At 66.6% G+C, this 22,969-nt stretch carries 23 protein-coding genes; 3 read left to right on the forward strand and 20 right to left on the reverse strand.

Annotation, left to right across the window (positions count from 1 at the left end; all coding sequences use genetic code 11):
- Window positions 1-2: 2 nt before the first annotated feature.
- From VAR608DRAFT_RS07780 to VAR608DRAFT_RS07790, 3 genes are all read right to left on the reverse strand, one after another.
- Window positions 3-377 (reverse strand): CBS domain-containing protein, encoded by a 375-nt coding sequence (locus tag VAR608DRAFT_RS07780; RefSeq protein WP_088953538.1) that lies wholly within the window; start codon window positions 375-377, stop codon window positions 3-5.
- 81 nt (window positions 378-458) lie between these two features.
- On the reverse strand, window positions 459-1,844 hold the full coding sequence (locus VAR608DRAFT_RS07785; RefSeq protein ID WP_088953539.1) for a sigma-54-dependent transcriptional regulator: 1,386 nt from the start codon (window positions 1,842-1,844) through the stop codon (window positions 459-461).
- Between the two features lie 93 nt (window positions 1,845-1,937).
- Window positions 1,938-2,309 (reverse strand): histidine kinase dimerization/phospho-acceptor domain-containing protein, encoded by a 372-nt coding sequence (locus VAR608DRAFT_RS07790; RefSeq protein ID WP_088953540.1) that lies wholly within the window; start codon window positions 2,307-2,309, stop codon window positions 1,938-1,940.
- Between the two features lie 85 nt (window positions 2,310-2,394).
- On the opposite strand from VAR608DRAFT_RS07790, the gene rpoN reads away from it, so the two are divergent.
- Window positions 2,395-3,792, forward strand: coding sequence for an RNA polymerase factor sigma-54 (gene rpoN / locus VAR608DRAFT_RS07795; protein ID WP_088953541.1), 1,398 nt, complete (start codon window positions 2,395-2,397; stop codon window positions 3,790-3,792).
- An 18-nt stretch (window positions 3,793-3,810) separates the two neighbouring features.
- On the opposite strand, the gene VAR608DRAFT_RS07800 is transcribed toward rpoN, so the two are convergent.
- The 4 genes from VAR608DRAFT_RS07800 to VAR608DRAFT_RS07815 all read right to left on the reverse strand — a co-directional run bounded on the left by VAR608DRAFT_RS07800 (window position 3,811) and on the right by VAR608DRAFT_RS07815 (window position 10,004).
- Window positions 3,811-4,896 carry an OmpA family protein gene (locus VAR608DRAFT_RS07800; protein WP_088953542.1) on the reverse strand — a complete coding sequence of 362 codons (1,086 nt, stop codon included), beginning with the start codon at window positions 4,894-4,896 and terminating at the stop codon, window positions 3,811-3,813.
- 208 nt (window positions 4,897-5,104) lie between these two features.
- Complete coding sequence (locus tag VAR608DRAFT_RS07805; protein WP_088953543.1) at window positions 5,105-5,617, reverse strand: septal ring lytic transglycosylase RlpA family protein; 513 nt, start codon at window positions 5,615-5,617, stop codon at window positions 5,105-5,107.
- A 20-nt stretch (window positions 5,618-5,637) separates the two neighbouring features.
- Window positions 5,638-5,790, reverse strand: coding sequence for a hypothetical protein (locus tag VAR608DRAFT_RS07810; protein WP_088953544.1), 153 nt, complete (start codon window positions 5,788-5,790; stop codon window positions 5,638-5,640).
- 809 nt (window positions 5,791-6,599) lie between these two features.
- Entirely contained in the window at window positions 6,600-10,004 is a 3,405-nt protein-coding gene (locus VAR608DRAFT_RS07815; RefSeq protein WP_197700491.1) for a hypothetical protein, read from the reverse strand.
- Window positions 10,005-10,192: 188 nt separating this feature from the next.
- Between VAR608DRAFT_RS07815 and VAR608DRAFT_RS07820 the strand changes: the two genes are divergently transcribed.
- A protein-coding gene (locus VAR608DRAFT_RS07820; RefSeq protein ID WP_088953545.1) for an IS5 family transposase occupies window positions 10,193-11,054 on the forward strand; the annotation gives its coding sequence in 2 pieces (ribosomal slippage) (window positions 10,193-10,608 and window positions 10,607-11,054; 864 coding nt in all).
- A gap of 52 nt (window positions 11,055-11,106) precedes the next feature.
- On the opposite strand, the gene VAR608DRAFT_RS07825 is transcribed toward VAR608DRAFT_RS07820, so the two are convergent.
- The 3 genes from VAR608DRAFT_RS07825 to VAR608DRAFT_RS07835 all read right to left on the reverse strand — a co-directional run bounded on the left by VAR608DRAFT_RS07825 (window position 11,107) and on the right by VAR608DRAFT_RS07835 (window position 12,953).
- Window positions 11,107-11,643 (reverse strand): DUF4262 domain-containing protein, encoded by a 537-nt coding sequence (locus VAR608DRAFT_RS07825; RefSeq protein WP_157730723.1) that lies wholly within the window; start codon window positions 11,641-11,643, stop codon window positions 11,107-11,109.
- Between the two features lie 113 nt (window positions 11,644-11,756).
- Window positions 11,757-12,305, reverse strand: coding sequence for a GNAT family N-acetyltransferase (locus VAR608DRAFT_RS07830; RefSeq protein ID WP_088953547.1), 549 nt, complete (start codon window positions 12,303-12,305; stop codon window positions 11,757-11,759).
- On the reverse strand, window positions 12,306-12,953 hold the full coding sequence (locus VAR608DRAFT_RS07835) for a helix-turn-helix domain-containing protein (protein ID WP_197700552.1): 648 nt from the start codon (window positions 12,951-12,953) through the stop codon (window positions 12,306-12,308).
- Between the two features lie 295 nt (window positions 12,954-13,248).
- Between VAR608DRAFT_RS07835 and VAR608DRAFT_RS07840 the strand changes: the two genes are divergently transcribed.
- The gene (locus tag VAR608DRAFT_RS07840) at window positions 13,249-13,896 is read left to right on the forward strand and encodes a YitT family protein (protein ID WP_231973339.1); all 648 of its coding nucleotides are present in this window, start codon (window positions 13,249-13,251) and stop codon (window positions 13,894-13,896) included.
- A gap of 18 nt (window positions 13,897-13,914) precedes the next feature.
- Here VAR608DRAFT_RS07840 and VAR608DRAFT_RS07845 read toward each other — a convergent pair whose 3' ends face one another.
- The 10 genes from VAR608DRAFT_RS07845 to VAR608DRAFT_RS07890 all read right to left on the reverse strand — a co-directional run bounded on the left by VAR608DRAFT_RS07845 (window position 13,915) and on the right by VAR608DRAFT_RS07890 (window position 22,911).
- Complete coding sequence (locus VAR608DRAFT_RS07845) at window positions 13,915-14,370, reverse strand: response regulator (protein ID WP_088953549.1); 456 nt, start codon at window positions 14,368-14,370, stop codon at window positions 13,915-13,917.
- 43 nt (window positions 14,371-14,413) lie between these two features.
- Window positions 14,414-15,610, reverse strand: coding sequence for an NnrS family protein (locus VAR608DRAFT_RS07850; RefSeq protein ID WP_088953550.1), 1,197 nt, complete (start codon window positions 15,608-15,610; stop codon window positions 14,414-14,416).
- Window positions 15,610-16,767, reverse strand: coding sequence for a hypothetical protein (locus tag VAR608DRAFT_RS07855; RefSeq protein ID WP_088953551.1), 1,158 nt, complete (start codon window positions 16,765-16,767; stop codon window positions 15,610-15,612). Before VAR608DRAFT_RS07855 ends, VAR608DRAFT_RS07850 begins: the two co-directional genes overlap by 1 nt.
- A complete protein-coding gene (locus VAR608DRAFT_RS07860; protein ID WP_088953552.1) occupies window positions 16,761-17,090 on the reverse strand; it encodes a metal-sulfur cluster assembly factor in 330 nt (109 codons plus the stop codon). The genes VAR608DRAFT_RS07855 and VAR608DRAFT_RS07860 overlap by 7 nt, the downstream gene beginning before the upstream one ends.
- Window positions 17,087-17,554 (reverse strand): RrF2 family transcriptional regulator, encoded by a 468-nt coding sequence (locus VAR608DRAFT_RS07865; RefSeq protein ID WP_088953553.1) that lies wholly within the window; start codon window positions 17,552-17,554, stop codon window positions 17,087-17,089. The genes VAR608DRAFT_RS07860 and VAR608DRAFT_RS07865 overlap by 4 nt, the downstream gene beginning before the upstream one ends.
- Before the next feature lie 22 nt (window positions 17,555-17,576).
- Window positions 17,577-19,889, reverse strand: a complete 2,313-nt coding sequence (locus tag VAR608DRAFT_RS07870; protein WP_088953554.1) for a nitric-oxide reductase large subunit — start codon at window positions 19,887-19,889, stop codon at window positions 17,577-17,579.
- Window positions 19,890-19,944: 55 nt separating this feature from the next.
- The gene (locus VAR608DRAFT_RS07875; protein WP_088953555.1) at window positions 19,945-20,238 is read right to left on the reverse strand and encodes a DUF2249 domain-containing protein; all 294 of its coding nucleotides are present in this window, start codon (window positions 20,236-20,238) and stop codon (window positions 19,945-19,947) included.
- Between the two features lie 164 nt (window positions 20,239-20,402).
- Window positions 20,403-21,695 (reverse strand): acyl-CoA dehydrogenase family protein, encoded by a 1,293-nt coding sequence (locus VAR608DRAFT_RS07880; protein ID WP_088953556.1) that lies wholly within the window; start codon window positions 21,693-21,695, stop codon window positions 20,403-20,405.
- Between the two features lie 20 nt (window positions 21,696-21,715).
- A complete protein-coding gene (locus VAR608DRAFT_RS07885; protein WP_088953557.1) occupies window positions 21,716-22,267 on the reverse strand; it encodes a hemerythrin domain-containing protein in 552 nt (183 codons plus the stop codon).
- Window positions 22,264-22,911 carry a hemerythrin domain-containing protein gene (locus VAR608DRAFT_RS07890; RefSeq protein ID WP_088953558.1) on the reverse strand — a complete coding sequence of 216 codons (648 nt, stop codon included), beginning with the start codon at window positions 22,909-22,911 and terminating at the stop codon, window positions 22,264-22,266. The genes VAR608DRAFT_RS07885 and VAR608DRAFT_RS07890 overlap by 4 nt, the downstream gene beginning before the upstream one ends.
- Between the last annotated feature and the right edge of the window lie 58 nt (window positions 22,912-22,969).

Genomic DNA, 22,969 nt, shown 5'->3' on the forward strand with positions numbered 1-22,969 from the left:
TCTCAGCGCGGGCTGGTCGGCGTCCCGCCCAGCGACAGCATGCCGACCAGCCGTCGCGCGCGATCCACCACCGGAATCCTGCGCGGCAGGCGGCCGTCCATGCTCTGCAGCACCTCGTCGTACGGCTGGTCTTCGTAGCACCAGAAGGGATTCGCCGACATGAGATAGCCGACGGGGGTGCTCGATGGCGGCAAGCCGCGCGCGACGGTGAGCACCGCAATGTCCCGCGCGGTGACCACGCCCAGGAGCCTTCCATCCTCGCAGACCGGCACGAAGGCCAGGCCCCACTCATCCATGGCCCTGGCGGCCACTTCTGCCGACGCATGCGGCGATACCGCCCGAACCGCCCGGCTCATGACCTCGGAAACCATCGTCATCGGCGCACTCCAGTCCGCGATCGCACATGCTGCTGCGCATGTCCTCCGCCCGAAGGCCGGCAAACCGTGTGCCCGCTGCGCTCAGAGCTTGTATTCCTTGAGCCGGTTGTAGAGCGTCTTCATGCTGATGCCGAGCAGCGCAGCAGTGCGCTCCTTGTGCTGGCCGCAGTATTCGAAGGTCGCGAGGATGAGCTGGCGCTCCACCTCGGAAAGCGGCGTCCCGATGCGGATGTCGAGGTGCGGGCCGCCGCTTTCGCCGCCTTGCACGGCCTGGGATGGCGCGGCGACCGTGGCGGCCGGGGGCGATCCGGCAGGCATGCGGGGCAGCCATTCGGCGTCGATCTGCGCGCCATGGGCCATGACCCAGGCCCGCTGCAGCGCATTGCGCAGTTCGCGCACGTTGCCCGGCCAGGGGTAGGCCTGAAGATGCCGGATGGCCTCGGGCGTGAGCCGCTTCGAGGTCTGTTCCTCGCGCCCCATCTCCTCGAGGAAGTGCTCCGCCAGAAGCGGGATGTCGCTCGCGCGCTCGCGCAGCGGCGGCAGCGCGAGCGGGAACACGTTCAGGCGGTACAGCAGGTCCTCGCGCAGCGCGCCGCGCATCACCGCGTCCGCCGGATCGCGGTTGGTGGCGGCGATGATGCGGGTATCGGTCTGCTGCAGCTGGGTGGAGCCCACGCGCATGAAGGTCCCGTTCTCGAGCACCCGCAGCAGCTTCACCTGCAGGTTGAGCGGCATCTCCGTCACCTCGTCGAGGAAGAGGGTGCCGCCATGCGCGCGCTCGAAGAAGCCCTGGTGCTGGCGTTCCGCGCCGGTGAAGCTGCCGCGCTCGTGCCCGAAGATCTCGCTTTCGATGAGGTGCGGCGAGATCGCGCCGCAGTTGATCGCGAGGAAGGGCTGCTCGCGGCGCCGGCTGAGCTCGTGCACCGAGCGGGCGACCAGTTCCTTGCCCGTGCCGCTCTCGCCCTGGATGAAGACGGTGACCGGGGTGGCGGCGACGCGCGCGATCTGCCGGTACACGCTCTGCATCGAATCCGAGGCGCCGATCAGCGGACCGAAGCAGCCGGTCTCGCGCCATTGCTCGGTCATGTGGGTGATTTCGGCCTGGAGCTTGGAGGGCCGGATGAGCCGCGACAGCAGGCTCTTGAGGTGCTGGGGATTGATCGGCTTGACCAGATAGTCGGCGGCCCCGAGCCGCAGCGCCTGGATGGAAGTCTCCAGGCTGGCCTGCCCGGTCATGAGGACCACCTCGGTGTCCGAGATCAGATCCGCGTTCTCGAAGAGTTCCAGCCCGTTGCCGTCGGGCAGGTGCAGGTCGAGCAGCAGCACGTCCGGCGGCTGCATCGCGAGAAAGCGCCGGGCCGAAGTCAACGACGACGCGGTGGCCGCGGAATGGCCTTCGCGCTTGACGAGCGACGCGAGCATCTGGCCCGAGTCCTCGTCGTCTTCAACGATCAGCGCATGTCCCAAGGTCGACCCCTCGTTCCGTGTCCGGCGCACTTGATCCTTCGACGGCGCCGAATCTTTCGACATTGCCGTCCTTCGCCAGCGTGCGCAAGACGGCTAGTCGGGGTATCTCTGTGCGAGTCCGCGCAATTCCTCTGTCAGCGCCGTCATACGCGCGAGCTGGCGAGCGATCACCCGCCGCGCCTCGGCCTGCAGATCCTCATCATCGGTCGCCGATTGGAGAATTTCCAGTGCGGCGCGCGCCGCGCCGATGGGGGTGCGCAGCTCGTGGTCCAGTCGAAGCAACTCGCGGGATTGGACGGCCAGTCTCTCGCGCAGGCGTCCGGCCTCTTCGGCGTCGTTCGCGCTCACTTGTGCCGCAGGCGTGCGTTTTCGCAGGGCTCGACTTGCCCAGTACGTGGCCGATAACAGCCCGAGGGCGGCCAAGCCCTGCCGGACGCGCAAGTTTTGCCGCAACACCTTCCGCATGGTTCCCTCTTCTCGCTTTTTATTGAAAACCAAGGTATTAGTTTATCGCTATGATGAGCTGGCACAACAGTTGCGCTGACCGCTCATGCCAGCCCTCGGACAGCACATCCGTCCCGCCCAGCTCACGGCTTTTTCGCCCCGGCTGCAGCAGGCCGTGCGCCTGCTGCACCTGTCGTCGCTGGACTATGCGCAGGCGCTGCAGGAAGCGGCAGAGGACAACCCGTTCCTCGATTTCGAGGACGCCACGCCCGCCGCGACCGATGCCATCGAGGCGCCCGAAGCCGCCGGGCCGGATCCGAACGAGTCGCGCGACTTCATCGACCGCCTCGGTCCTGCCGCGCGCGGTGCCGTGCTGTCGCACGAGGAGAGCGCGGACGCCCTGCAGCGCCTGCCGGTGGCCGCATCGCTGCGGCAGCACCTGCATGCGCAACTGGGCGTCCTGCGGCTCGGCGAGCGCGAACGCATGCTCGCCGCGGCGGTGGTCGAGTCACTGGACGACGACGGCTATCTGCGCATCTCGCTGGACGACATCGCCGCGGTCGTGCGGGAGGACGGCGAGGATGCCGCGGAGCTCGACGCCGACCTCTTCGGCGCGTTGCGGCGGGTGCAGGCGCTCGATCCGCCGGGCGTGGGCGCGCGCAGTGTCTCGGAGTGCCTGCTGCTGCAGTTGCCGCGCATCGCGGACCCGATCCTGCGCGACACGGTGCGTCGCATCGCGTCCGGCCATCTCGAGTTGCTCGCGAGACACCATCTCAAGCGCCTCGCGGACGCGCTCGGCGAGCCGCTCGTGCGCGTCCGCGAGGCAGGCGAGTGCATCCGCCGGCTCGATGCGCGCCCGGGCTGGAAGTACGACGCCACGCCGACGCCTTTCGTCACCCCCGACGTGTTCGTGCGCAAGAGGCGCGGCGTGTGGACCGCGGTGCTCAACGAGTCCGCCATGCCGCGCCTGAACCTGAACCAGGACTACGCGCGCCTCTTCGAGCGGCAGGCGTGCGAGCGCAACCCTGCGCTGGCGGGCTGCCTCGAACGCGCGCGCTGGACCGTGCAGAACCTCGCGCAGCGGGCGGCGACCATCCACGACGTCGCGCAGGCCATCGTGGCGAAGCAGAAGCTCTTTCTCGACTATGGCCCGCTGGCGATGAAGCCGCTGACCCTGCGCGCCGTCGCGGATGCGGTGGGCGTGCATCCGTCCACCGTGTCGCGCACCGTCCACCACAAGTACATCGCGACGCCGTCGGGCGTGTTCGAACTCAAGTACTTCTTCTCGCGCGGGCTGGCGCACCGAAGCGGCCGCGCGACCGCGCCGACCGCGATCAAGGAGCTGCTGCGCGAGCTCATCTCGTCGGAGCAGGACGGCGCACCGCTCAGCGATGCGACGCTCGCGCGCATGCTCGGCGAGCAGGGCTTCAGCGTGGCGCGGCGCACGGTCACGAAGTACCGGCAGGCGATGAACATCGAGCCGGTGGACTGGCGCCGGCGCTGAAGGCCCGGCCGACGCGCGTCAGTGCGCCTGTTCGCCCGTCACGCTGATTTCCACGCGGCGGTTCGGCTCCAGGCAGGCGATGAGGTCGGTGCGCCGCCGGGCCTTGCCCTGCGCCTTGCAATCGGCTTCGGTGACCTTGAAGTTCGTCGCGCCGCGTCCCTCGGTCTGGATCACGTTGGGCGGCACGCCCACCCGCACCATCTCGTCGCGGACCGCGTTCGCCCGTGCCACGGACAGGCGCTGGTTGTGTTCGGCGCTGCCGAGCGGGTCGGTGTAGCCGACGATCACGATCGAGGTGGGCCGCACGTTCGTGGTCTTGAGTTCCTCGACCAGGCCGTCGACGCGGCTGCGGCCGCTGGGCGTCAGTTCCGCCTTGTCGAAGAAGAACGTGCCGGTGGACGAGAGTTCGAAGTTGCGCACCGGCGGGGGTGGTGGTGGCGGCGGCGGCGGCATGGCCGCAGGCATTGACGGCGGGGCCGCCTGCGCGACCACTGGCGGGGCGCCGAGCGGGATCTGCAGGCCCACGGTGAACAGCCATTCGTTCAGGTGCCCGTGGTCGACCGCGAACCTGGCCCGGTTGTCGTCGTAGCGGTAGCGCAGGTCGGCCACCAGCCGGCCCCACGAGGAGAACGGCCAGACGACGCCGGCGCCGAGGTTCGCCATGAAGCTCGTCTTGCTCTCGCTGCCCGGGACAAACGGCCGGTCCAACTTGTCGCGGATGGCGCCGATGCCGCCCACCAGATAGGGCTGTACGCTGTTCGACTGCCAGAGTCGATAGCCCTGGCGACCCATGAAGAACCACTGCGCGTCGAGCGAGGCGCTCCAGTTCTTGTACTTGCCCGGGCCGAGGCGATCCTGGTCGAGTTCCTCGTACTGGGGCCGCAATTCGATGTTCCAGCTCGGACTGATCGGCTTGCCGATCGCCACGCCGCCGCCCCAGCCGTTCTTGGCGATGCGCCCGTTGTCCGGATGGACATAGGTGCCGAAGGGCGTGACGTACCAGCGGTTGTCGAAGTACGAGTCGGAGACGGAGGACTGCGCAAGGCAGACGGTGGATGGGATGGCAAGCACACAGCAAGCTGCAAAGGTGCGTCGATCGATCATGAAAGCCTCACCTGTCAGAGTTGACGAGAGCCTGAGCCGAAGCCCCAGCGGGGAAGCCAAAAATAGTTGCGCCCAAGCCTGCCGGTTCGCGCAAACGCAACCGGATGTTCGGCTTTCCAGCAACCGCGGCCACCTGCGGTTTCAAATCTTTCAGAGATGAACGAGGCTGAGTCGCGCCTTGGCAACGCCCTTAAGGGAGGGCTGCTCGCTATCGCACGACTTCGTTGCCGATGCCCTCGGCCGAGGGGATCGACAACGGCATGACTTCGACCTGCGCCACGCCCTCCGCTCGCGAAATGCCGAGCTCGCGGGCCGTGGCCGGTGAGAGGTCGACGATGCGTCCCTTGACGTAGGGACCCCGGTCCTTGATGGTGACCAGCGCGCTGCGGCCGGTCTCCAGGTTGGTCACGCGGGCCACGGTGCCGAGCGGCAGCGTCTTGCTGGCGGCGTTGTCATTGCGAGGGTCCATGCGGGTGCCGTCCGCCATCTTTCGTCCCGCGAACCTGTCGGCATAGAAGGATGCCTTTCCGACCTGCCTGTGGCCGCTGCGATCGAGGCCGGGCGTCGCAGCGGAAGCGGCCTTCGCAGGGGGCGGCACCGTCGCGGTGGGCCGCGGCGAGGCCTGGGCTCCCGGCCCGGGTGCGATGGCGCAGCCCGAAACCGCGCACGCGATGCAGACGGCGATCACCGTCGCGCACCTGAAAGGCGTGGGCCTCGGCATGGCGGCCAGCCTCGTCAGGATCAGCTATTGCGCTTGAAGAACTGCACCTCGCGCTCGTGCTGCTCGGCCTGCGCGCGCGTGTCGAAGGTGCCGAGGTTGCGGCGTCGGCCGGTCTTGGGATCGACCTTGCGTGAATACAGGCGGTATTGGCCGGATGCCAGCTTGCGGATCATGGCGGCGACTCCTTGCTTGCGAACATGGGGATGCGGCCAGCCTTGGCGGTTTGCCGCGCGCCGGGTGTCGGACGCTGCCGATTCGGCTGGCGGAATTCGCCGGAGGGATTCGAAGCGAGAGTCCGACGCAAACCCAGGGGATTAGGGTTTACCCTATGATCACCCACATCGAACTGGAGCTTCCAATGACTGCCTTGACCTCGCTCGCACTTCTCGTCCTGGTCATCGCCAATGGCGCGATGTATGCCAGCGTGATGGACGAGATCGCCGGTCACACCGCGTCGGGACTCTCGCGCCGCTAAAGCGGCGCCTGCTGTTCACCCCTTGTCTCCTCCTGTCCCTCGGGATGGGTTTCAGCCGCGTGCAGCAATGCCCGCGGCTTTTTTCTTGGTGGCGCCTCAGGGGAGAATTTCCGTCGTGGGGCCCTCGTCGGTCGCCGGGTCCGATCCGCCGACGACGTCGTCGTAGGAACTCAGCGAAGATTTCAGTAGCCCTCCAGGGGCGGCACCCTGGCTGCAACGCTACTTTTCAGTGGTTTCGATCAGCGAAGATTTCAGTTTCCTAGGGCCAGTCGCGAATGCTTGCGGTCCAGAGATGCGGCCGGGAAGCCGAAAACGACCCAGGGATCGGCCGCGCGCGGGTCGCGGGTGGGGAACTCAGTTTTAGACTGATTCCGGAAGGTCGGCGCAATCGGCATAGCAGTCTCCTCGCCGTCCCAAAGCGGACTCTTATCCCCAGTCTTGGCCGAAGTGTAAGACGGCCCCAACAGCCTCACAGTTGCCAGTCGGTGCATCGATGGTCCGAAATGGCTATTCCTCGGTCAGGCCGGCGATCGCGCGGAATCGCAAATTGAAATCGGGCCGTCGATCGGGATCGAGCGTCGCAAGAGCTTCCTTGGCTTGCCGAGAGAGTCCTCCAGGCGACCAGATCTGGCCGTGCTCGTTTATTGCGACCACCAACGACCGATGGGTAAAGCTGCTGGTGTTACCGGCACGTCCGCGCGACTTCCCTCTATGATATTTTTGAAGCGTGAGCGCGACGACAAGACTACGCTCGGATACCTCAAGCAGAGAAAGCAATACGTCCCGGTTGGCGAATAGACGGTACCCAGTCTCGTTCCACGCGTATTCACCCCGTCCGCCCTCAGCACCCCAAGCTTCGGCGCGATAGGCTGTTCTCCCGTCGATTGACCAGAGGCGGATCACCTCATCATCCGCGACGGTCCCCAACAGGTCTCGCGTCCAATCCGACGGGAAAGGCCTGTCGAGCGCGGTGGAAGCACCATAAGGATCATGTCGATCGAACTTGCGCTCGGTGTTCGGTGTCTTTGCGACCCATGGCTGAACCGTGTGGCCGTCGCCACCGAAGTGACGGGCAATCTCATCTTCATCGTCAGGCAACCATCTGAAGAATGCTTCAGCTGACAACACGGCCATGACCACCGCTCGCGCATCGCCGGCATTCGCCAGTACGCTTTGGAGCGTGACAGTTGTGTCTCGCCCGATCGACCAACGTCCTGCAACCGGAAGCCAATCCGTCGCCACCTTGCCGTCCAGCAAGCCGAGCAACGGTGCCAGCAGATTGCTGTCTTCGCGGACGGTGCCTCTCTCACCGCTCTCCGGCATAGGCATGTCCGCCTCCTTGGTAAGGTCGAGCGGAAACGGATCGGTGAGATCGGCAAGCCAGAGACCGTCATTTCTTGACAGCGTGTATTCCCTCAGGAACGCGGCCCAAGAATCACCGCTCCAGTCCTCGCCGACAACCGCTCGTGTCGCCAGCAACTCACCAGCAACAAGCATGAGTGCATGCCATCCGAGATATCCCCCGTACCGATCTCGGTCCGGAACGTATCCCGACGACCAAGATGCGTCATCGCTTCTGCTACGTGGGCAATCGTGCATTCCTCTGACGGCTGTGTCCCAACGCCGCACCCATGCGCTGATGCGGTCTTCCACCTCCCAGCCTGGACAAGCGAAGACGTGGCACAAGCGCTCGACCTGATATTTGTTGAAGTCGTAGTCGAGGTGGAAGCCATCCTCTGGTCGCGGCGAGGCGTCTGGCCTGGGGGCATACCGGAACTCGCGATAGTCGGCTCGGGGAGCCGATGGGAAGAGCGACTGGTTTGCGGGGCCGAGCTTGGCGATAAGAGCTTCGCGCTCTTCGGGTGCAAGTGCATGCGCAAGCTCGCAAAGTATGTCTATCGCGAACGCACGCGTGACAACGTGCGGAAACTCAGCGGAGAAGGCGATTCGCTCGAAGAGCGCGCGATGGGAGGCAAATGCGGGAGCAGCGTCTTTCGCTACGCGAGCGAGCGCTATCAACAGCCAGAGCTGCGCATGCATTACGTAGAAAGGCAGCTTCGCATCGCCGAAAGGCAAGCTCGAAGCAGACCCAAAGCGCTCGATCAGTCGTTCAACGACATCGGAGCGTCCGGCCGCCACCAAACGCCGCACCGCATGGGCAGCGCGCCAGCGCATTGCTGCGATGGGATGGCCAAGCCTCGCCCACACGAGCCCCGCCACGAATGTCGACTCGTCGGACGGAACCGCAAAACGAGCGTCCCACGGTCCGTCCCCAACTTCGGTCGGCAGTTTTTCACCTGTATTCGCCAGAAACCGTTCGAGGCCCTCCGCAATGGCGCTGGCACTGACGTCAGACGCCAGTCTCGCGGCGAGTGCGAGCCAGGCGTTACCGCCAAGGCTATCCGCAGTGCTCCGGAGCGCTGCAACTACGTGCTCGACAAGGGTTGCGCGGTCGGCATGAAAATGTTGCTCCAACCCCCGCCAGCCGCCCCACGCGTCGGTGCTTGAACTAGCGAGTTCGGCGGCGTGCTTGGTGGCCAGGCGCAACCCCAAATCAGGCAGAGCATCACGCATAGCCGCCGACGACTTACCCCACTCCTCCAAGTAGTTGTCCAGCGCGTGGATTTTGTCGGCAAGCGTGGCAGCGGTTGCTTCAACGACCGCGCGGACGAACCCGAGGCGCTCGGCGGGAGAGTTTGCTCGCTTGGCCAAGTCGATCAGTGTCCGAACCGGCCAGCGCCGCCCCGACTGATCAATCTCCTCGTTGAGGATCTGACGGTCAATGTCGTCTGAGTCCGTGAGGTCCACCGGGAAGACGGCCGGTGGCTCCGTCGCGGTTGACGGGGACATGACCGTTCGCGATTCGGATTTGGGTCCAAGGCGAGCGAGCAGGCCCTCGATTCGTGTTCGAGCACGAGAAGCGGCAGGAAGGCTGCGCTCAGCGAGGTCATATAGCCCTTCGATTGTCTCCCGTGTGGGAGCCAATTGATCCTCGCGATCAATCTCGACCAGAAGGAGATCGAAGAACCATTCCCGTCGCTCTTGAGGTAGGCGCCCAATGACCTCTGACGCGAAGCCCGAGATACGCCACGTCCAAGTTTCGATTGGAGCAGCCAAACCAAACAGAGCGACGGCGGCTTCAACAGAAAGCTTCGAATCACGAACGAGGACAGTTAACGCTGGGCCGAGTGACAGTCCGAGCCGAGCAGCGTCACGATCGTCCAGCCGTGCCAGCGTAGCCAACGTCGCCCGACCAGCAATCGGTACCACAGCTTTCGCGTATTCAGTCCAGGGGAATTTGCCATCCTCGTTCTGATTCAGTTCGAGGATACGCGCCAGGGTGTGCGCCGCCGCCGGCGAAAGTTCGGGACCCGAATAGTGGCCGGTCAGCTCCAGCAGGTGATTGGTACGATCGAAGTCATCCGATCCAATTGCCTCGGCAAGATCGAGCGCACGGCGAAAATAGGCCACAGCCTCTTCAGTGCTCACTCGCCAGGCTGCGCGAGCGAGATCACCGTAGGATGAGATTCTGGTTCCGACATCGGTATCGAGTTGGATCTTGCGCTCGATATGGCCGGCAAGAAGGAGCGCAGCATCATGGCACTGGGGGATGCGTGATAGTCGAGCAACCGCATTGGTAAGTTCCGGCGTGAAAAGGCCCGGCGCACTCGCTGCCCACACGGCCATACGCTTCGCAAGCGTGGCATTGAACGCACCCAACGCGTCGGCAAGATCGAAAATCACTCGGAAACCGTTTCGCGCGAGATACGCCTTCCCGTCCCGATACGGATAGTTGGATGACTGCTCGACATCATGGACAAGTCGGTCAAAGGCCGCGGCCACCATCTCGTCCCGAGCCTTTCCACTCGGCGGACGAATGATGTCGGCGACATGCTGCGCATAGTTCAGCATCGGCAAGATCCGGCTGCCAAGCGCACGCGAATAGTCCGATCGCTTCTCCTCATCGAGTCCATCGCGCCTCTTCCGTCGGTGCCGAGTTCCATTGAACTTCGGAGCTGCCAGCTTCTGGTTAAGAACTTATCCGTAATTAGGTAAACTGCTGCTCCGAGCCGCAGAATGCGCGGCGTCGGAGCGATGCATTGGCCAAACGAGTGCAGTCTTGGGTGGTGACGGACGAATTCTGGCAACGCGTGGAGCCGCTGATTCCTCAGCGTGCGGCGCCGCCGGACAAGGTGTACTTGCGCAAGCCCGGGGCCGGCCGGCCGCCGAAGCCGGCGCGGCAGGTGTTCGAGGCCATCGTGTATGTGCTGCGTACGGGCTGCCAGTGGAAGGCATTGCCCAAGGAGCGCTTTGGCAGTGCCAGCGCGGTGCACAAGCGGTTTCTCGAGTGGGAAGAGGCGGGCCTGTTCGAGGCGCTGTGGAAGGCCGGCTTGGCGGAGTACGACGATATGCAGGGCATCGCCTGGCGCTGGCAGAGCGTGGATGGGGCGATGATGAAGGCGCCACTGGCGCAGGAAGCTGTCGGGCGCAACCCCACAGATCGGGGAAAAAAAGGGCAGCAAGCGCCACCTGCTGGTGGACGGCCGTGGCGTCCCGTTGTCGCTCGTCGTGAGCGGGGCCAACGTTCATGACTGCAAGCGCCTTGACGAGGTGCTCAGCGCCGTCGTCGTCAAGCGAAAGGCCCCGCCACATCGGCGAAGCAAACATCTGTGCGCCGATGCAGGCTACCGCGGCGCGCAGCACCTTCGCACCATCGAGGATCACGGCTACATCCCTCACGTCGTCGGTCGGCGCACCGAAGCGCACGCCAAGAAGCGCGACCCGAAGAAGAAGGCCCGGCGTTGGGTCGTCGAGGTGTGCCACAGCTGGTTCAACCGCTTTCGCAAGCTGCTCGTGCGCTACGAGAAGCTCGAGCGCAGTTTCGTCGCGCTCAACCACCTTGCCGCTGCCATCATCGCGTTCCGGAAGGTGCCAATCGATGCGAACATAATTTACGGATAGGTTCTTAGCTTGCTGTTGACCTAGGCAGGACAGAATCCGCCCGACTTCGAACTCAGCTTCCTACTGAAAAGTTGCCGAACGGCGTCGATCTACTGAACTTTGACTGAAGAGTAGGTCGGTTATCTGAAAAGTTCAAGAATTCCCTACAGTCGTCGAAAAGAAAGGACTGCGACCGAAGCCTTCTCTTGTCGAATCGCGCCTCCCACGGGAACCGTCCCTTCGAATCGGGCCAGACGATCTGCAGGTAGCTGTACCTGCCGCGCGCGAGCTGTGCGGGGACCAGCAGCCTGATCCGCTCCGCATCCGCCCAGCGCGGCATCAGGGGAACCTCGGCCGCGCCGAGGATCATGACGCCTTCATGCGCCGGCTCGCCGGCCTTCACGCGCTGCGCGATGACGTCGATCACGCCCTCGGCTTCGGTCGGCGCGATGCCGAACATGATCAGGTCCGGATGCGCGAAGCTCTTCTGCAGACCCACCGTGTAGACGAAGGTCACGGCCGCGTGGCCCGTGCCGACGCCCGCCATGGCCCAACCTTCCTGGGCGATGCGGCGCCGGAGGGTCGCGACGACTTCGGATTGGATGAACATCCCGTCCACCATACCGCCGCGCCGCACGCCATTCGCCCCGCATCGTGGTATCCCTCGTCACTGAAAGCAACCGATGACAAGACGCTGGTGCCAACGCCGCGGCGGCGCCCGGTTCAGCCGTCCCGCGGATCGGTCGGCGTTTCGAGGGTGAGCTGATAGAAGGCTGCATCCAGCCAGCGGCCGAACTTGAAGCCCACCTGCGGCATCGTGCCCGTATGGACGAAGCCCAGCCGCGTGTGCAGGCCGATGCTGCCCGCATTGGCCGCGTCGATGCAGCCCACGAGGACGTGGAGCTGCGCCTCGTGCGCACGCCGGATCAGCTCGCGCAGCAGCAGTTCGCCGAGCCCGCGGCCGCGATGGTCGCGGTGCACGTAGACGCTGTGCTCGACCGTGTACTTGTAGGCTGGGAAGGCGCGAAACGTTCCCCAGCTCGCGAAGCCCAGCAAGCGGTCCGAAGCGTCGACCGCGCCCACGACCGGGAAGCCGCCCGCGCGCTTGCCGGCGAACCAGGTCGACATCGCTGCCCGCGGGCGAGGCACGTAGTCGTAGAGGGCGGTGGAATTGACGATGGCGTCGTTGAGGATCTCGAGGATGGCATCCGCATGCCCGGCCTCGCTGCATTCGATCAGTCTCACATCGTCGTGCGATTTCGACGTGCTCATTCAGGCTCCTGTGGCGGTGGTGTTGGAGGTTCGGGGCGTGCCCGGGGGCGCAGGCTCGGCGCAGATCGCCACGATGTAGCGCGCCGATTGGCGCGTGGGGTTGCTGTAGATCAGCGGCTGGTCCAGCCGCATCGCCAGGCAATCGCCTTCGCGCAGTTCGTGGAGCTGGTCGCCGAGCGTCAGGTCGATGCGGCCCTTGAGCATCCAGATCTGCTGGTGAACTACGTTCTCTCGCGGGCCGATCTCGTAGGCGACGCGCGCGGCGGGCGGGAAATCCACCTCGACCAGGTGGAGCGGCGAAGGCCATCCCGGCGGCGAGATGTTCCGTCGCATGTAGCCGGATTCCGGGTCGCGCCAGATCGGCTGCTGCGCGCGGCGCACCAGCGGCTCTGCAGGCGTGTCCGCACTTGCGCCGCCGAAGAGCCCGGCGAGCGGGATGCCGAGGCCGGTCGCCAGCTTTTCCAGCACGACGGCCGTGGGGCTGGCGGCAGCGCGCTCGATCAGCGAGATCATCGACCGGCTGACGCCGCAGCGCGTGGCCAGCGCGTCCAGGGAGTAGCCCCGTGCGGTGCGCAGCTCGCGCACGCGGCGCGCGATGCGCTCGTTGACGCCTGCGTCAGAGGCGGCAGAATCCGCTTTCTCCATCATCATGGAAATATTATCCAACATAATGGAATCTTCGGTCAATCCGGGCAGGAGAGCTAGGGTAAACCCTTGTTGATAGGGTTTACCCCATACAATGGAGCCCCAATCACCGGAGAAGACCTCATGACCACCGCCATCCTCTGCCTCGTTGCCGTTCTCGGAGTCGTCGCTTTCGGGCTCGCCAAGCTCGGAATCCAGGAGGCGGCTGAGCGCCTCTGAGCCCCAGGCTGCCGGAGGCCCTCCTCAAGACCTTGTCCTGGCGCAAGGCTGCCATCCACCGCACGGGGGACACTGCGGCATGGATCAACGCCCGGGCTCTGATGTCGCAAGCCCCCACCCGCTGCTGAACGACGCGCAAGGCTTCGCGACCGCGATATTGCTGGTCGGCCTGGGGCTGGCCATCCTTCACAGCGCCCAGTTATTGACCGGCGGCATCCCGGGCGTGGCCTTCCTGATGAGCTACGCGACCGGCTGGCCCCTCGGCTGGACCCTGGTGATCGTGAACCTGCCCTTCATCGCATTCGCGTGGCGCGCATTCGGGCCGGGGTTCACCGGGAAGACCGTCATCGTCGTCGCGGGCCTGTCGCTCGGCGTCGAAGGAATAGGCCGGGTCCTCAGCGTGCATTCGGCACACCCCTTGTTCGCCGCGATCGCCGGGGGATTGCTGATCGGCGTCGGCCTGCTCGTGCTGTTCCGCCATGGCGCCAGCCTGGGCGGATTCGGCGTGCTGGCCCTGTTTCTGCAGCGGCGGCGCGGATGGAGCGCGGGCACGGTGCAAATGGCGTGCGATGCCGCGATCGTTGCCGCCGCATTCGCGCTCGTCGAGCCGAGCCGCGTCGTCTATTCCATCGTGGGGGCCGTGGTGGTGAATCTGGTCCTGGTGTGGAACCACAGGCCGGCCATGCCGAGCCGGGAGGCCTCGGGCACGGAGGTCGTCGAGCGGTGATGGGGGCGGGCCGGAAGCTCAACCGCTGAGCCGTATCCGGCCCTGCATCAAGGTGGCCAGGCGGGTTCGCAGGAAATGACCGAGGCGCGCCAGCGTTCCGCGCCCGCCCGAGCGCAGGGCGCCGCCCTTCAAGCGCGCGCAGTAGCGTAGGAGTGAAGCGCTGTCACCCAGCTTGTCGACGACCACGTCGGCGCCCAGACCCCTGCAGCGTCGCCATAGGTCTGGCGACGTGTGGCTGCGCAGCAGGGCGACTTTCTGATTCGGTCGCCGCACGCGGCATGCCGACAACATGCGCAGTCCTCCCTCGGGATCCGAATTCAGATCGACGATCGTCAGATCCCAGCCGTGCGGGTGCTCGACCAGCCAGGTGAGGCCTCCGATCTCCGTGTCGGCGCACCCCACGATGGCGAGATCGCCGGAATCGCTGAGGTCCTTTGTGAGGCGCGCACGGGTCGCTGCGCTGTCCTCGGTCATGAATATGCGTAGCTTTTGCATGATGTTGGGGAGGTCGGCCCGCTCAGCCGGGTTTGCCGTCCAGGCGCGGCCGGGTCAGCATGGGCCAGTAATGCGCCGCATAGAGGCCGAAGCCCAGCGTCCAGAACGCGGCCGAACCAAGCACTGCGGCAACGGTCTGGGACGGTGCGATGAGCGGCACGAGAACCCGCGCCAGCGCGGCGAGCAGGACCAGGACGAAGCTGGCGGTGTCGACCCGGTCGGCGCGCAGGATCCGGCCCGTGTGGCCTCGCGCCGTGCGGACCATCATGCCGATGATGAGCCCCCCGGCCGCCCCGACGGTCAGCGCATGGGTTGCAAGCGATGGGGACACCCAGCCGGGCAGTGCCAGCGCCTTCAGTGCAAGGTGGACGGGGATCCACGCGTAGGCGACGTGCAGCACCAGCACCAGGGTGTTGCCGAGCGTCTTCCACGGGCGCCAGAGCAACCAGCGCGCAAGATGCGCGAGCGCCGCCGGCACGGCAACGGCGGCCACCACGAGCGGCGGCAAGCCCATCGCATCGACGATCAAGAGCGCGATCAGTGAGCCCAGCGCCACCTTCTCGACCAGCGGGTGCCGCGTCGCATTGGCGCCGGAGACGCCGTTGTTGGTGAACATCGGAATCACCCGGCCGCCCATGACCGCCATGATGAACAGCAGCACATCCAGGGCGACCTGGATGCCGATCCAGGCCGGCGCTTGAATGATTCCAAGGGCCGAGAGATGGAAGGCGAAAGCGGCGCCCGACAGCATCAGCAGCAAGCCGATGAAGAAGTAGTTGCGACGGTTGCGTGCGGCCACCAGGGGAACGGCCAGCGCCACCGCGCAGGCGAGCGGAAAGGCCGCGTTGACGACGGCGGCCGTCCAGGCCAAGGGCGTGAGCACCAGGATGCGGCCCGCCACCCAGAGGGCCGCCAGGGCGGCCAGCGGCAGTCCCGTGGGCGTCGGCTGGCCGGACCAGTTGCGCCCGGCGGTGAAGAGAAAGCCGACGATCACGGCGAGGGCAAAGCCGAACAGCATTTCGTGCGCATGCCACAGCGGTCCCTGGAGATAGGCCCGCGGGAGCCAGCCGGCGAACTGCATCGCCCACAGGCCGATGGACAGCGCGGCGAAGGCGCTGGCGAGCAGATAGAACGGCCGGAAGCCGAGCTGCCAGAGGGCGAAGCCCGGCGCCTGTACGGCGGGTGATTGCGCGCTCTTGATGGCAGTGAAGGGAGCCATTACCGGGTCTTTCTGGCGCGGGCGGCGCCGTGTTGGAATCGCCACGCCACGGCCGCACCGGCCATGGTGGCGGCAAAGAAGCCGATCGTTGCTGCGTTGAACGAGGCGCCTGCGGCGCGCAGCGGTTCGCTGAAGAGGCCCATGACGAGCCGCGTCAGGAGCGACAGGTGCAGGGCGGCCAGCGGCAGGTAGAAGAAGGCGCCGAACTGGAGCTTGACCCGTGCGATCGCCGGCAGCACGACCGGCGCGTGCCCCATCATCATGCTGAGGACGAAGCCGAGTCCCAGCGCGTGCAGCGCCGCATCGCGGGTGGGCCATCCGAGCGCCGTCGTGGCCCACGCCACACCGGCGACACCGAGCCAGGCATAGCCGCCCAGCAGGCAGATCGCCATGTAGCGGCTGATGCCGTGCGCGAACGCGGTGCGTCGCGCGACATCGAAGCTCACCAGCCACAGCGCAAGCAGCACGAGCGCCGCGCCATAGACCAGCCCTCCGATGCGCGGCGCCACCCCCGAGCATGCAGCGCCCACGAGCAGCAGCAACAGAACTGCATGGAGCGTGACGCTGGCGACAGGGCGCCGCCGCATGAGCCGCGTCATCTCCAGGCGTTCGGCGGCGATCGTCATGACGAGAAAGGCGAACCACCAGGGGAAGACGGCGTTGCCATCCCGGCCCGACGCAAACAGCAGATTGCCGACGAGCCAGGCGGCCGCGCCGACGAGCAGCAAGACGGTGTGGGCCGCGCGTTGGCGCCGCACGACCACCGCATTGACCGCCAGGAAGGACAGCGCTGCCGCCGCGCCGAGCCAGGCACCGGCGACCTGCTGCCCGAGGGCGAGGCACAACGCGCCGGAGCCGGACGCGAGTGGCGCGAAGAAGGCCGCCGGATGCTTGACGGCCACTGCGCGTTCGAGGCCGATGACCGTGCCCAGAAAGCCGCAGATCATGAGGGCCGCATGCACCAGCAGCACCTGGCCGGTCCAGGGGAAGGAGAGCGGATCCGGCAGCGCGACGCCCAGTCGCCAAAGTCCGCCCGCGACACCGCCCACCAGCGACACGACCACCAGCGCAGCGAAGACCACGCGCGCGAGGATCTGCAGGCGGGATGTCGATGCCCGGCGGCGGCCTCGGACGGCAGGGCGTTCCACGTTCACCATCCCATGAACCGCTTGGCGTTCGCGCTCATGCGCTGCGGCGTCCAGGGCGGTTCCCACACCAGTTCGATGCAGATCTTCAGATCGGCCGGGACGACCTTGTCCAGTTCGATCTCCGCGTCGTCGATGATGAGATCGATCACCGGGCAGGCGGCCGAGGTCATCGTCATCAGCACATGCACGTTCCCGGCGTCGATGGTGACGCCGTAGATCAGCCCGACGTCGACGATGTTCATCGAGACTTCGGGATCGACGACGCGCGACAGCGCCGCGGCGACGGGTGCGCGCAGCGCTTCCGGCCCGTCGTAGGGAAAGGATGCGGTCATGCAGCCTCCTTGCCCCGGCGGCGTTCCGGGGCCCTGTCGACAAAGAAGATCGCGGAGAGCGCCTCCCGGTTGCGAGCGAGGTCCGCGAGCGTGTAGCGATCCAGAACCGCATAGAACGCCGCCACGGCCTCGCCCAGTACGCCGCGCAGGCGGCACTGGCCGGCGATCTGGCATTCGCCGCCGCCTTCCTCGAAGCACTCCACGATGGCATTGGCCTCCGTGTGGCGCACGACGTCGCCGACGTTGATCGAGTCGGGCGCGCTTGCGAGCGACAGACCGCCTCCCTTGCCGCGAACGTTGGCCAGCCAGCCGTGCTTGCCGAGGAAATGGACCACCTTGGTCAGGTGATGCTCCGACACCGCGAACGAGTCGGCGATCTCGGCGATGGTGGCGCGCCGCTCGGGCCGCGCGGCCAGGTAGATCAGCACGCGCAGGCTGTAGTCGGTAAAGGCAGTGAGCTTCATGGGTCACCGGCGGCGAGCCGCCTCATTGTTCGGCCACGCGTCCCGCCTGCACGGCCAGGCCCGGGCGGCCCTTCGAGCGCGCCGACGGCTGCGTCGCGGCCTGCAAGGCCGGCCGGCGCAGCAGCCGCAGCGCATAGCCGGCGAGCAGCACCGCACCGACGGCGAAGACGATGTCGCCCGGCACGCGCATCCAGACCAGGGTCTCCATCACGCGGGAGTGCACGACCTCGGCCGAGCGGGCGAACCACAAGCCCTGCGTGACGCTGGCCCAGGCCTGGTAGATGCCGGCGGGCAGCAGCGACAGGAAAACCATCATGGCAAGGCCGATGTTGAGACTCCAGAACGCGGGCTTGAGCAGGCCGTCGGCGTGCAGCTGGCGCTCGTACAGGCCGCGCAGGCAGAACAGCATCAGCCCGATGCCCAGCATGCCGTAGACGCCGAAGAGCGCGGCATGGCCATGGGCGGGCGTCATGTTCAGGCCCTGGACGTAGTAGAGCGAAGCGGGCGGGTTGATGGCGAAGCCCAGCACGCCGGCGCCCACGGTGTTCCAGAAGCCGACGGCCACGAAGCACATGATCACCCACTTGTAGGCGGCGAGCCAGGGAATGGCCTTCGACCGGCGCCAGGTCTGGAGCGCCTCCAGGCCGATCAGGGTCAGCGGGACGACTTCGAGCGCGGAGAACACGGCGCCCACCGCGATCACCGAGGTCGGCGTGCCGGTGAAGTAGAGATGGTGCAGCGTTCCGAGGATGCCGCCGAAAAGGAACACGATGGTCTCGGCGATGATCGCGCGGTTGGCGCTTTCGGTGCGCACCAGGCCCAGGCGGGTGAAGATCAGCGCGACCACGGCGGTGGCGAACACCTCGAAGAATCCCTCCACCCACAGGTGCACCAGCCACCAGCGCCAGTACTCGACCATCGAATAGTGGGTGTGCTGTCCCCAGGCCAGCGAGGCGGAATAGAAGCCGCCGATGCAGGTCGCCGACAGGAACACCATCGCGATCAGGCCGCGCGATGACGACGGCTTGACCAGTGCGGGCCACAGCGCGCGGCCCAGCAGGAAGACCCAGAACAACAGGCCGACGAACAGCAGCAGCTGCCAGACGCGGCCCATGCTCGTGTACTCGAGGCCCTGGTTGCCGAGCCAGAACGAGAAGTCGACGCCGCGGTGCTGCAGGGTGCCGAGCCAGCCGGTCAGCGTCGAGCCGACGACGATGGCGATCAGGGCCCAGAAGAGCACGTCCACGCCGAGCTTCTGCAGCCTGGGTTCGCGACCGGACAAGAGCGGCGCGACGTAGAGGCCGGTCGCCAGCCAGGCGGTGGCGATCCAGAAGATGCCGATCTGCGTGTGCACCGTGCGGCTGACCACGTACGGCAGCATCTCGGCCAGCGGCAGCCCGAAGAACGACTGCCCCTCGACCGCGTAGTGGGCGGTGATGGCGCCCATGGCGATCTGCAGCAGCATGAGCCCGATCACCGCGAAGAAGTACTTCCGCGTGGCCTTCATGGAGGGCGTCGCAGCGGCGCCGAGCAGCGGATCCGCCTTGGGCGGCTCTGCCGCGGGCTCGTCCTTGCGGCTGCCGTGCAGCCACAGCATGGCGGCGATGGCCGCCAGGAGCAGGACGATGCTGACCATCGACCAGATCGCCGCGGAGCTGCTCATGGTATTGCCGACCAGCGGCTCATGCGGCCAGTTGCTGGTGTAGCTCAACCCCGTCTCGCCGGGCCGGTCGGTGGCCGCGGCCCAGGCGGTCCAGAAGAAGAAGGCGTTCAGGTCCTGGCGGTCGGCGCGATCGGGCACCATGCCGGGCGTCATGGCGTATTGGCCGCGCAGCGTCGCGGCCGATGCATCGTCGCCGAACAGCGCGTCATAGTGCGCCGCGACCTCGCGGATCGCTTGCGCGCGTTGGGCGGAAACGGTGATCACGCCGCTCGTGCTGTCGTAGGTGTTGCGCCGCATTTCGTCGACCACCGTGGCGTCGAGCGCACCGCGTTCCGATGCAGTCAGCGCGGAGGGCGCCTTGCGGTAGGCCTGCGCGTGACCATGCTGGAGCGCCACGGCCTCGCGGTGCAGCCAGTCGGCAGACCAGTCGGGCGCGACGTAGCTGCCATGGCCCCACAGGGAGCCGAGCTGCTGTCCGCCGGTCGACAGCCAGACCTGCTGGCCGCGCTGGATCTGCTCGCCCGTGAAGATCACATCGCCGTTGGAGGCGGTGACGGATGAAGGAATCGGGGGCGCGCTCAGGTAGATCTGGACGCCCAGGTAGCCCAGCGCACCGAACGACAGTACGAAGATGAAGGCGAGCCAGCGCCAGAGCCGGTTGTTGTTTCTCATGACATTCTTTCGGGTCATCGAGGAAGAGGAGGAAGAGGAGGGGTGTGCCCGGGACTCAGGCGCCGCCGCAGCCGCCGCAGCAACCGCCGCTCGCAGGCGCGTTGAGGGACGGGACCTTGGTGATGGCAACGCGCCACACCGCGGGGCCTTGCTCGAGGTAGTTCCAGGCGAAGCGGTCGGGCCAGTGCGCCTGGAACTGGGCATAGAGCGGCCTGGGATCGTGGTCGTTCACGAGTTCGATCGCGTGGCCGTCGTCGAGGGCGGCGAAGGTCGAGAAGATGTGCGAATGACGAAAGCGTGGTTCCAGAACCCGGACGTCGACGGTGGAGGAGAAGGCTGCTGATTTCACGGAGGTTTCCTTGTGTGGATGCGAACGGAACAGAAGGTGTATTTCGAATGCATCTATGCTAGGAAACGGTCCCCCGCGAAATGTTGATCCGCATCAAGCTATCCGTGGAAATCGGTATCGCGCACGAGCGCGCCCCTGGGCACGGCGCGCCGGCGTTGATGCCTCTACCGCACGCGCGGCGTCGCTTCGAGCTGTTCGGGCGTGGTGAAGTAGGCCGCGCTGGCCCCCATGCGGGCCCGGGCCTGTGCGAGTTCGTGCCGGCCGATCGTGCGCAGGTGCACCTCGTCCGGCCCGTCCATCAGGTGGAGCGCCCGGCCCCAGGTCCAGAAGAACGCGAGCGGCGTGTCGGGCGACAGACCCATGGCGCCGAACAGCTGCATCGATCGTTCCACGACCCGGCTCTGCAGCCGCGCGGCGACCACCTTGATGGCCGCGATCCGCGCGCGCAGCGCGCCGGGATCGCAAGTGCCTTGATCGAGCGACCAGGCCGCCTGCAGGACCAGCAGCCGTGCCTGCTCGATCTCGATGCGCGATTCGGCCAGCCAGTCCTGGATGTTGGCGTGGTCCCGAAGGTACTTGCCGAACGCCCGGCGCTCGAGCGCTCGCTCGCTCGCCATGGCGAGCGCCAGCTCGCACTGGCCGATCGTGCGCATGCAATGATGGATGCGCCCCGGCCCGAGTCGTGCCTGCGCCATCGCGAAGCCCTCGCCCCACTGGCCCAGCAGGTGGGATGCCGGCACCCGCACGTCGCCGAGCACGATCTCGCAGTGCCCTTCGGGGGCCAGGTGATGCACGACCGGAATGTTGCGCACCACGCGAACGCCGGGCGTGTCCATCGGCACCAGCACGATGCTGTGGGCGCGGTGCGCGTCCGGCGGATCGCCCTGCGGCCCCTCGTGATTGCGGCACATGACGATGAGCAGCCTGCAATGCGGGTGCGCCGCGCCGGTGATGAACCACTTGCGGCCATGCAGCACGAGCCAGTCGCCGTCGCGTCGCAGGGTGGTCTCGAGATTGGTCGGATCGGAGGAGGCCACATCGGGCTCGGACATGGCGAAGGCGGAGCGGATGCTGCCATCGAGCAGCGGCTCAAGCCAGGCGCGCCTCTGTTCCGGCGTGGCGAAGCGATGCAGCAGCTCCATGTTGCCGGTGTCGGGCGCGCTGCAGTTGAAGACCTCGGAGGCCCATGGCAGCCGCCCCATGATCTCCGCCAGCGGCGCGTAGTCGAGATGCGAGAGCCGGGTCCCGGGCTCGTCATCGCGCAGGCCGGGCAGGAACAGGTTCCAGAGGCCTTCTTCGCGCGCCAGCGCCTTCAGATCCTCGAGGAAGGGCGGCGGGAAGATGCCTTCCTGGACCGAACGATGCCACGCGGCGTTGTGCGGCACCACATAACGCGTCATGAAGGCGTCCAGACGCAGACGCCATTCGTTCGCGCGCGCTGAGAGGTCGAAATCCATGTATGGGGGGATCGGTGCCGTCAGGCGCCCGCGCCGCGGCGTCGTGCCATCTCCGCGCCCATCGCGCCCAGCGCGCGATCGTCGAGCAGCGCGGCGGCAGCCGGATAGGCGAGCTGCTCCTCGGCCTCGATGTGATCGCCATAGAGGCGCGCGAAGGCGTCGATCTCCGCTTCCCCGGCCGCCGGGATCGCCTGGATCTCTGCGCGCTCGAGGCCCTCGAGGATGGCGCGCACCATGCGCCAGCCCGCATCCATCCGGAGATGGTCGTGCTTGAGGCGCGCGACCAGCGCGAGCATGGCGGGATCGCCGCGCGCGACCAGTGGCGGGAACACGTGCGTCTCCTCGTCGAGATGGTGCTGCGGCGCGGCCTTGTCGAAGTAGCGCATGACGTCGCGGGCCGCCTGCCGCGCCTGCTCGTCGGCGCCGTGACGCGCGACATGCGCGCGCAGCCGCTCGAGCAGCCCGAGGGTGCGCTGCACGCGCTCATGGCAGGCTTGCATCATCTCGAACGGTTGCTCGAATCCGGCGGCCGGCGATGCGATGAGGGAGTTCAGGCGTGCGGAGGAAGTCATGGGCTCTCCTTGTCGCCCGTCGACAGGGAGGTGCCTGAGAAGGCCTCGAGCGCCGAGCCGACGCTCCCGGTCTTCTGCAGCGCGCCGACGATCTTCTTGAAAAGCGGACGGTAGGCCTCGTCAGCCTCGTAGCCGGCGAGCGGATCGCGGTTGGTCAGGAAAGCCGCGTCGAGCTCTGCCCAGTCATCGTCGCCCAGCACGGCCTCTGCCAGCGGCAGGATCTCGGCTTCCTCGATGCGCATGTGTTCGAGATAGAAGTCGGCGTAGCGCTTCATCAGGCGCTCGAAGTTGTCCCGGCGCGCTTCGCCCTGGTCGGTACCGCTCATGATGCGAAACCCGAGCAGCGCGTGTTCGAGCTCGCGGATCGCGTGCTCGCCGCGTGCATGGTCGGCGTCGAGCCGGTCGAGCACCGCGTCGGTCTCTGCATTGCGCCCGCGCAGCTTGGGGAAGAGCAGGCGGCTTTCCTTGGGATGGTGCAGCTTCTCGGGAAACTCGTCGGCGTAGAACAGCATGGCCTGCAGGGCATCGAAGTCGGGCAGGGTGTTGTGCCGGCGATGCTCGCCGAGGAGCAGCGTGATCGAGCGCAGCATCGCCGACAGCGCCCGATGCTCGCGACGGATGATGCCGAGGCTGGCGTGTGTCATGGTCCGTTCTCTCTGGGGCCCCAAGCCTAGCGCGGCCAAGTCATCGCGTCCTTGATTT

This window comes from Variovorax sp. HW608, assembly GCF_900090195.1.
Taxonomy (GTDB): domain Bacteria; phylum Pseudomonadota; class Gammaproteobacteria; order Burkholderiales; family Burkholderiaceae_C; genus Variovorax.

Excerpts from the sequence above, each read along its gene's own strand:
- VAR608DRAFT_RS07780 (WP_088953538.1), bottom strand. The coding sequence starts at position 377 with ATGACGATGGTTTCCGAGGTCATGAGCCGGGCGGTTCGGGCGGTATCG.
- VAR608DRAFT_RS07790 (WP_088953540.1), bottom strand. The coding sequence starts at position 2,309 with ATGCGGAAGGTGTTGCGGCAAAACTTGCGCGTCCGGCAGGGCTTGGCC.
- rpoN (WP_088953541.1), top strand. The coding sequence starts at position 2,395 with ATGCCAGCCCTCGGACAGCACATCCGTCCCGCCCAGCTCACGGCTTTT.
- VAR608DRAFT_RS07800 (WP_088953542.1), bottom strand. The coding sequence starts at position 4,896 with ATGATCGATCGACGCACCTTTGCAGCTTGCTGTGTGCTTGCCATCCCA.
- VAR608DRAFT_RS07805 (WP_088953543.1), bottom strand. The coding sequence starts at position 5,617 with ATGCCGAGGCCCACGCCTTTCAGGTGCGCGACGGTGATCGCCGTCTGC.
- VAR608DRAFT_RS07810 (WP_088953544.1), bottom strand. The coding sequence starts at position 5,790 with ATGATCCGCAAGCTGGCATCCGGCCAATACCGCCTGTATTCACGCAAG.
- VAR608DRAFT_RS07815 (WP_197700491.1), bottom strand. The coding sequence starts at position 10,004 with ATGCTGAACTATGCGCAGCATGTCGCCGACATCATTCGTCCGCCGAGT.
- VAR608DRAFT_RS07825 (WP_157730723.1), bottom strand. The coding sequence starts at position 11,643 with ATGTTCATCCAATCCGAAGTCGTCGCGACCCTCCGGCGCCGCATCGCC.
- VAR608DRAFT_RS07830 (WP_088953547.1), bottom strand. The coding sequence starts at position 12,305 with ATGAGCACGTCGAAATCGCACGACGATGTGAGACTGATCGAATGCAGC.
- VAR608DRAFT_RS07835 (WP_197700552.1), bottom strand. The coding sequence starts at position 12,953 with ATGATGGAGAAAGCGGATTCTGCCGCCTCTGACGCAGGCGTCAACGAG.
- VAR608DRAFT_RS07840 (WP_231973339.1), top strand. The coding sequence starts at position 13,249 with ATGGATCAACGCCCGGGCTCTGATGTCGCAAGCCCCCACCCGCTGCTG.
- VAR608DRAFT_RS07845 (WP_088953549.1), bottom strand. The coding sequence starts at position 14,370 with ATGACCGAGGACAGCGCAGCGACCCGTGCGCGCCTCACAAAGGACCTC.
- VAR608DRAFT_RS07850 (WP_088953550.1), bottom strand. The coding sequence starts at position 15,610 with ATGGCTCCCTTCACTGCCATCAAGAGCGCGCAATCACCCGCCGTACAG.
- VAR608DRAFT_RS07855 (WP_088953551.1), bottom strand. The coding sequence starts at position 16,767 with ATGGTGAACGTGGAACGCCCTGCCGTCCGAGGCCGCCGCCGGGCATCG.
- VAR608DRAFT_RS07860 (WP_088953552.1), bottom strand. The coding sequence starts at position 17,090 with ATGACCGCATCCTTTCCCTACGACGGGCCGGAAGCGCTGCGCGCACCC.
- VAR608DRAFT_RS07865 (WP_088953553.1), bottom strand. The coding sequence starts at position 17,554 with ATGAAGCTCACTGCCTTTACCGACTACAGCCTGCGCGTGCTGATCTAC.
- VAR608DRAFT_RS07870 (WP_088953554.1), bottom strand. The coding sequence starts at position 19,889 with ATGAGAAACAACAACCGGCTCTGGCGCTGGCTCGCCTTCATCTTCGTA.
- VAR608DRAFT_RS07880 (WP_088953556.1), bottom strand. The coding sequence starts at position 21,695 with ATGGATTTCGACCTCTCAGCGCGCGCGAACGAATGGCGTCTGCGTCTG.
- VAR608DRAFT_RS07885 (WP_088953557.1), bottom strand. The coding sequence starts at position 22,267 with ATGACTTCCTCCGCACGCCTGAACTCCCTCATCGCATCGCCGGCCGCC.
- VAR608DRAFT_RS07890 (WP_088953558.1), bottom strand. The coding sequence starts at position 22,911 with ATGACACACGCCAGCCTCGGCATCATCCGTCGCGAGCATCGGGCGCTG.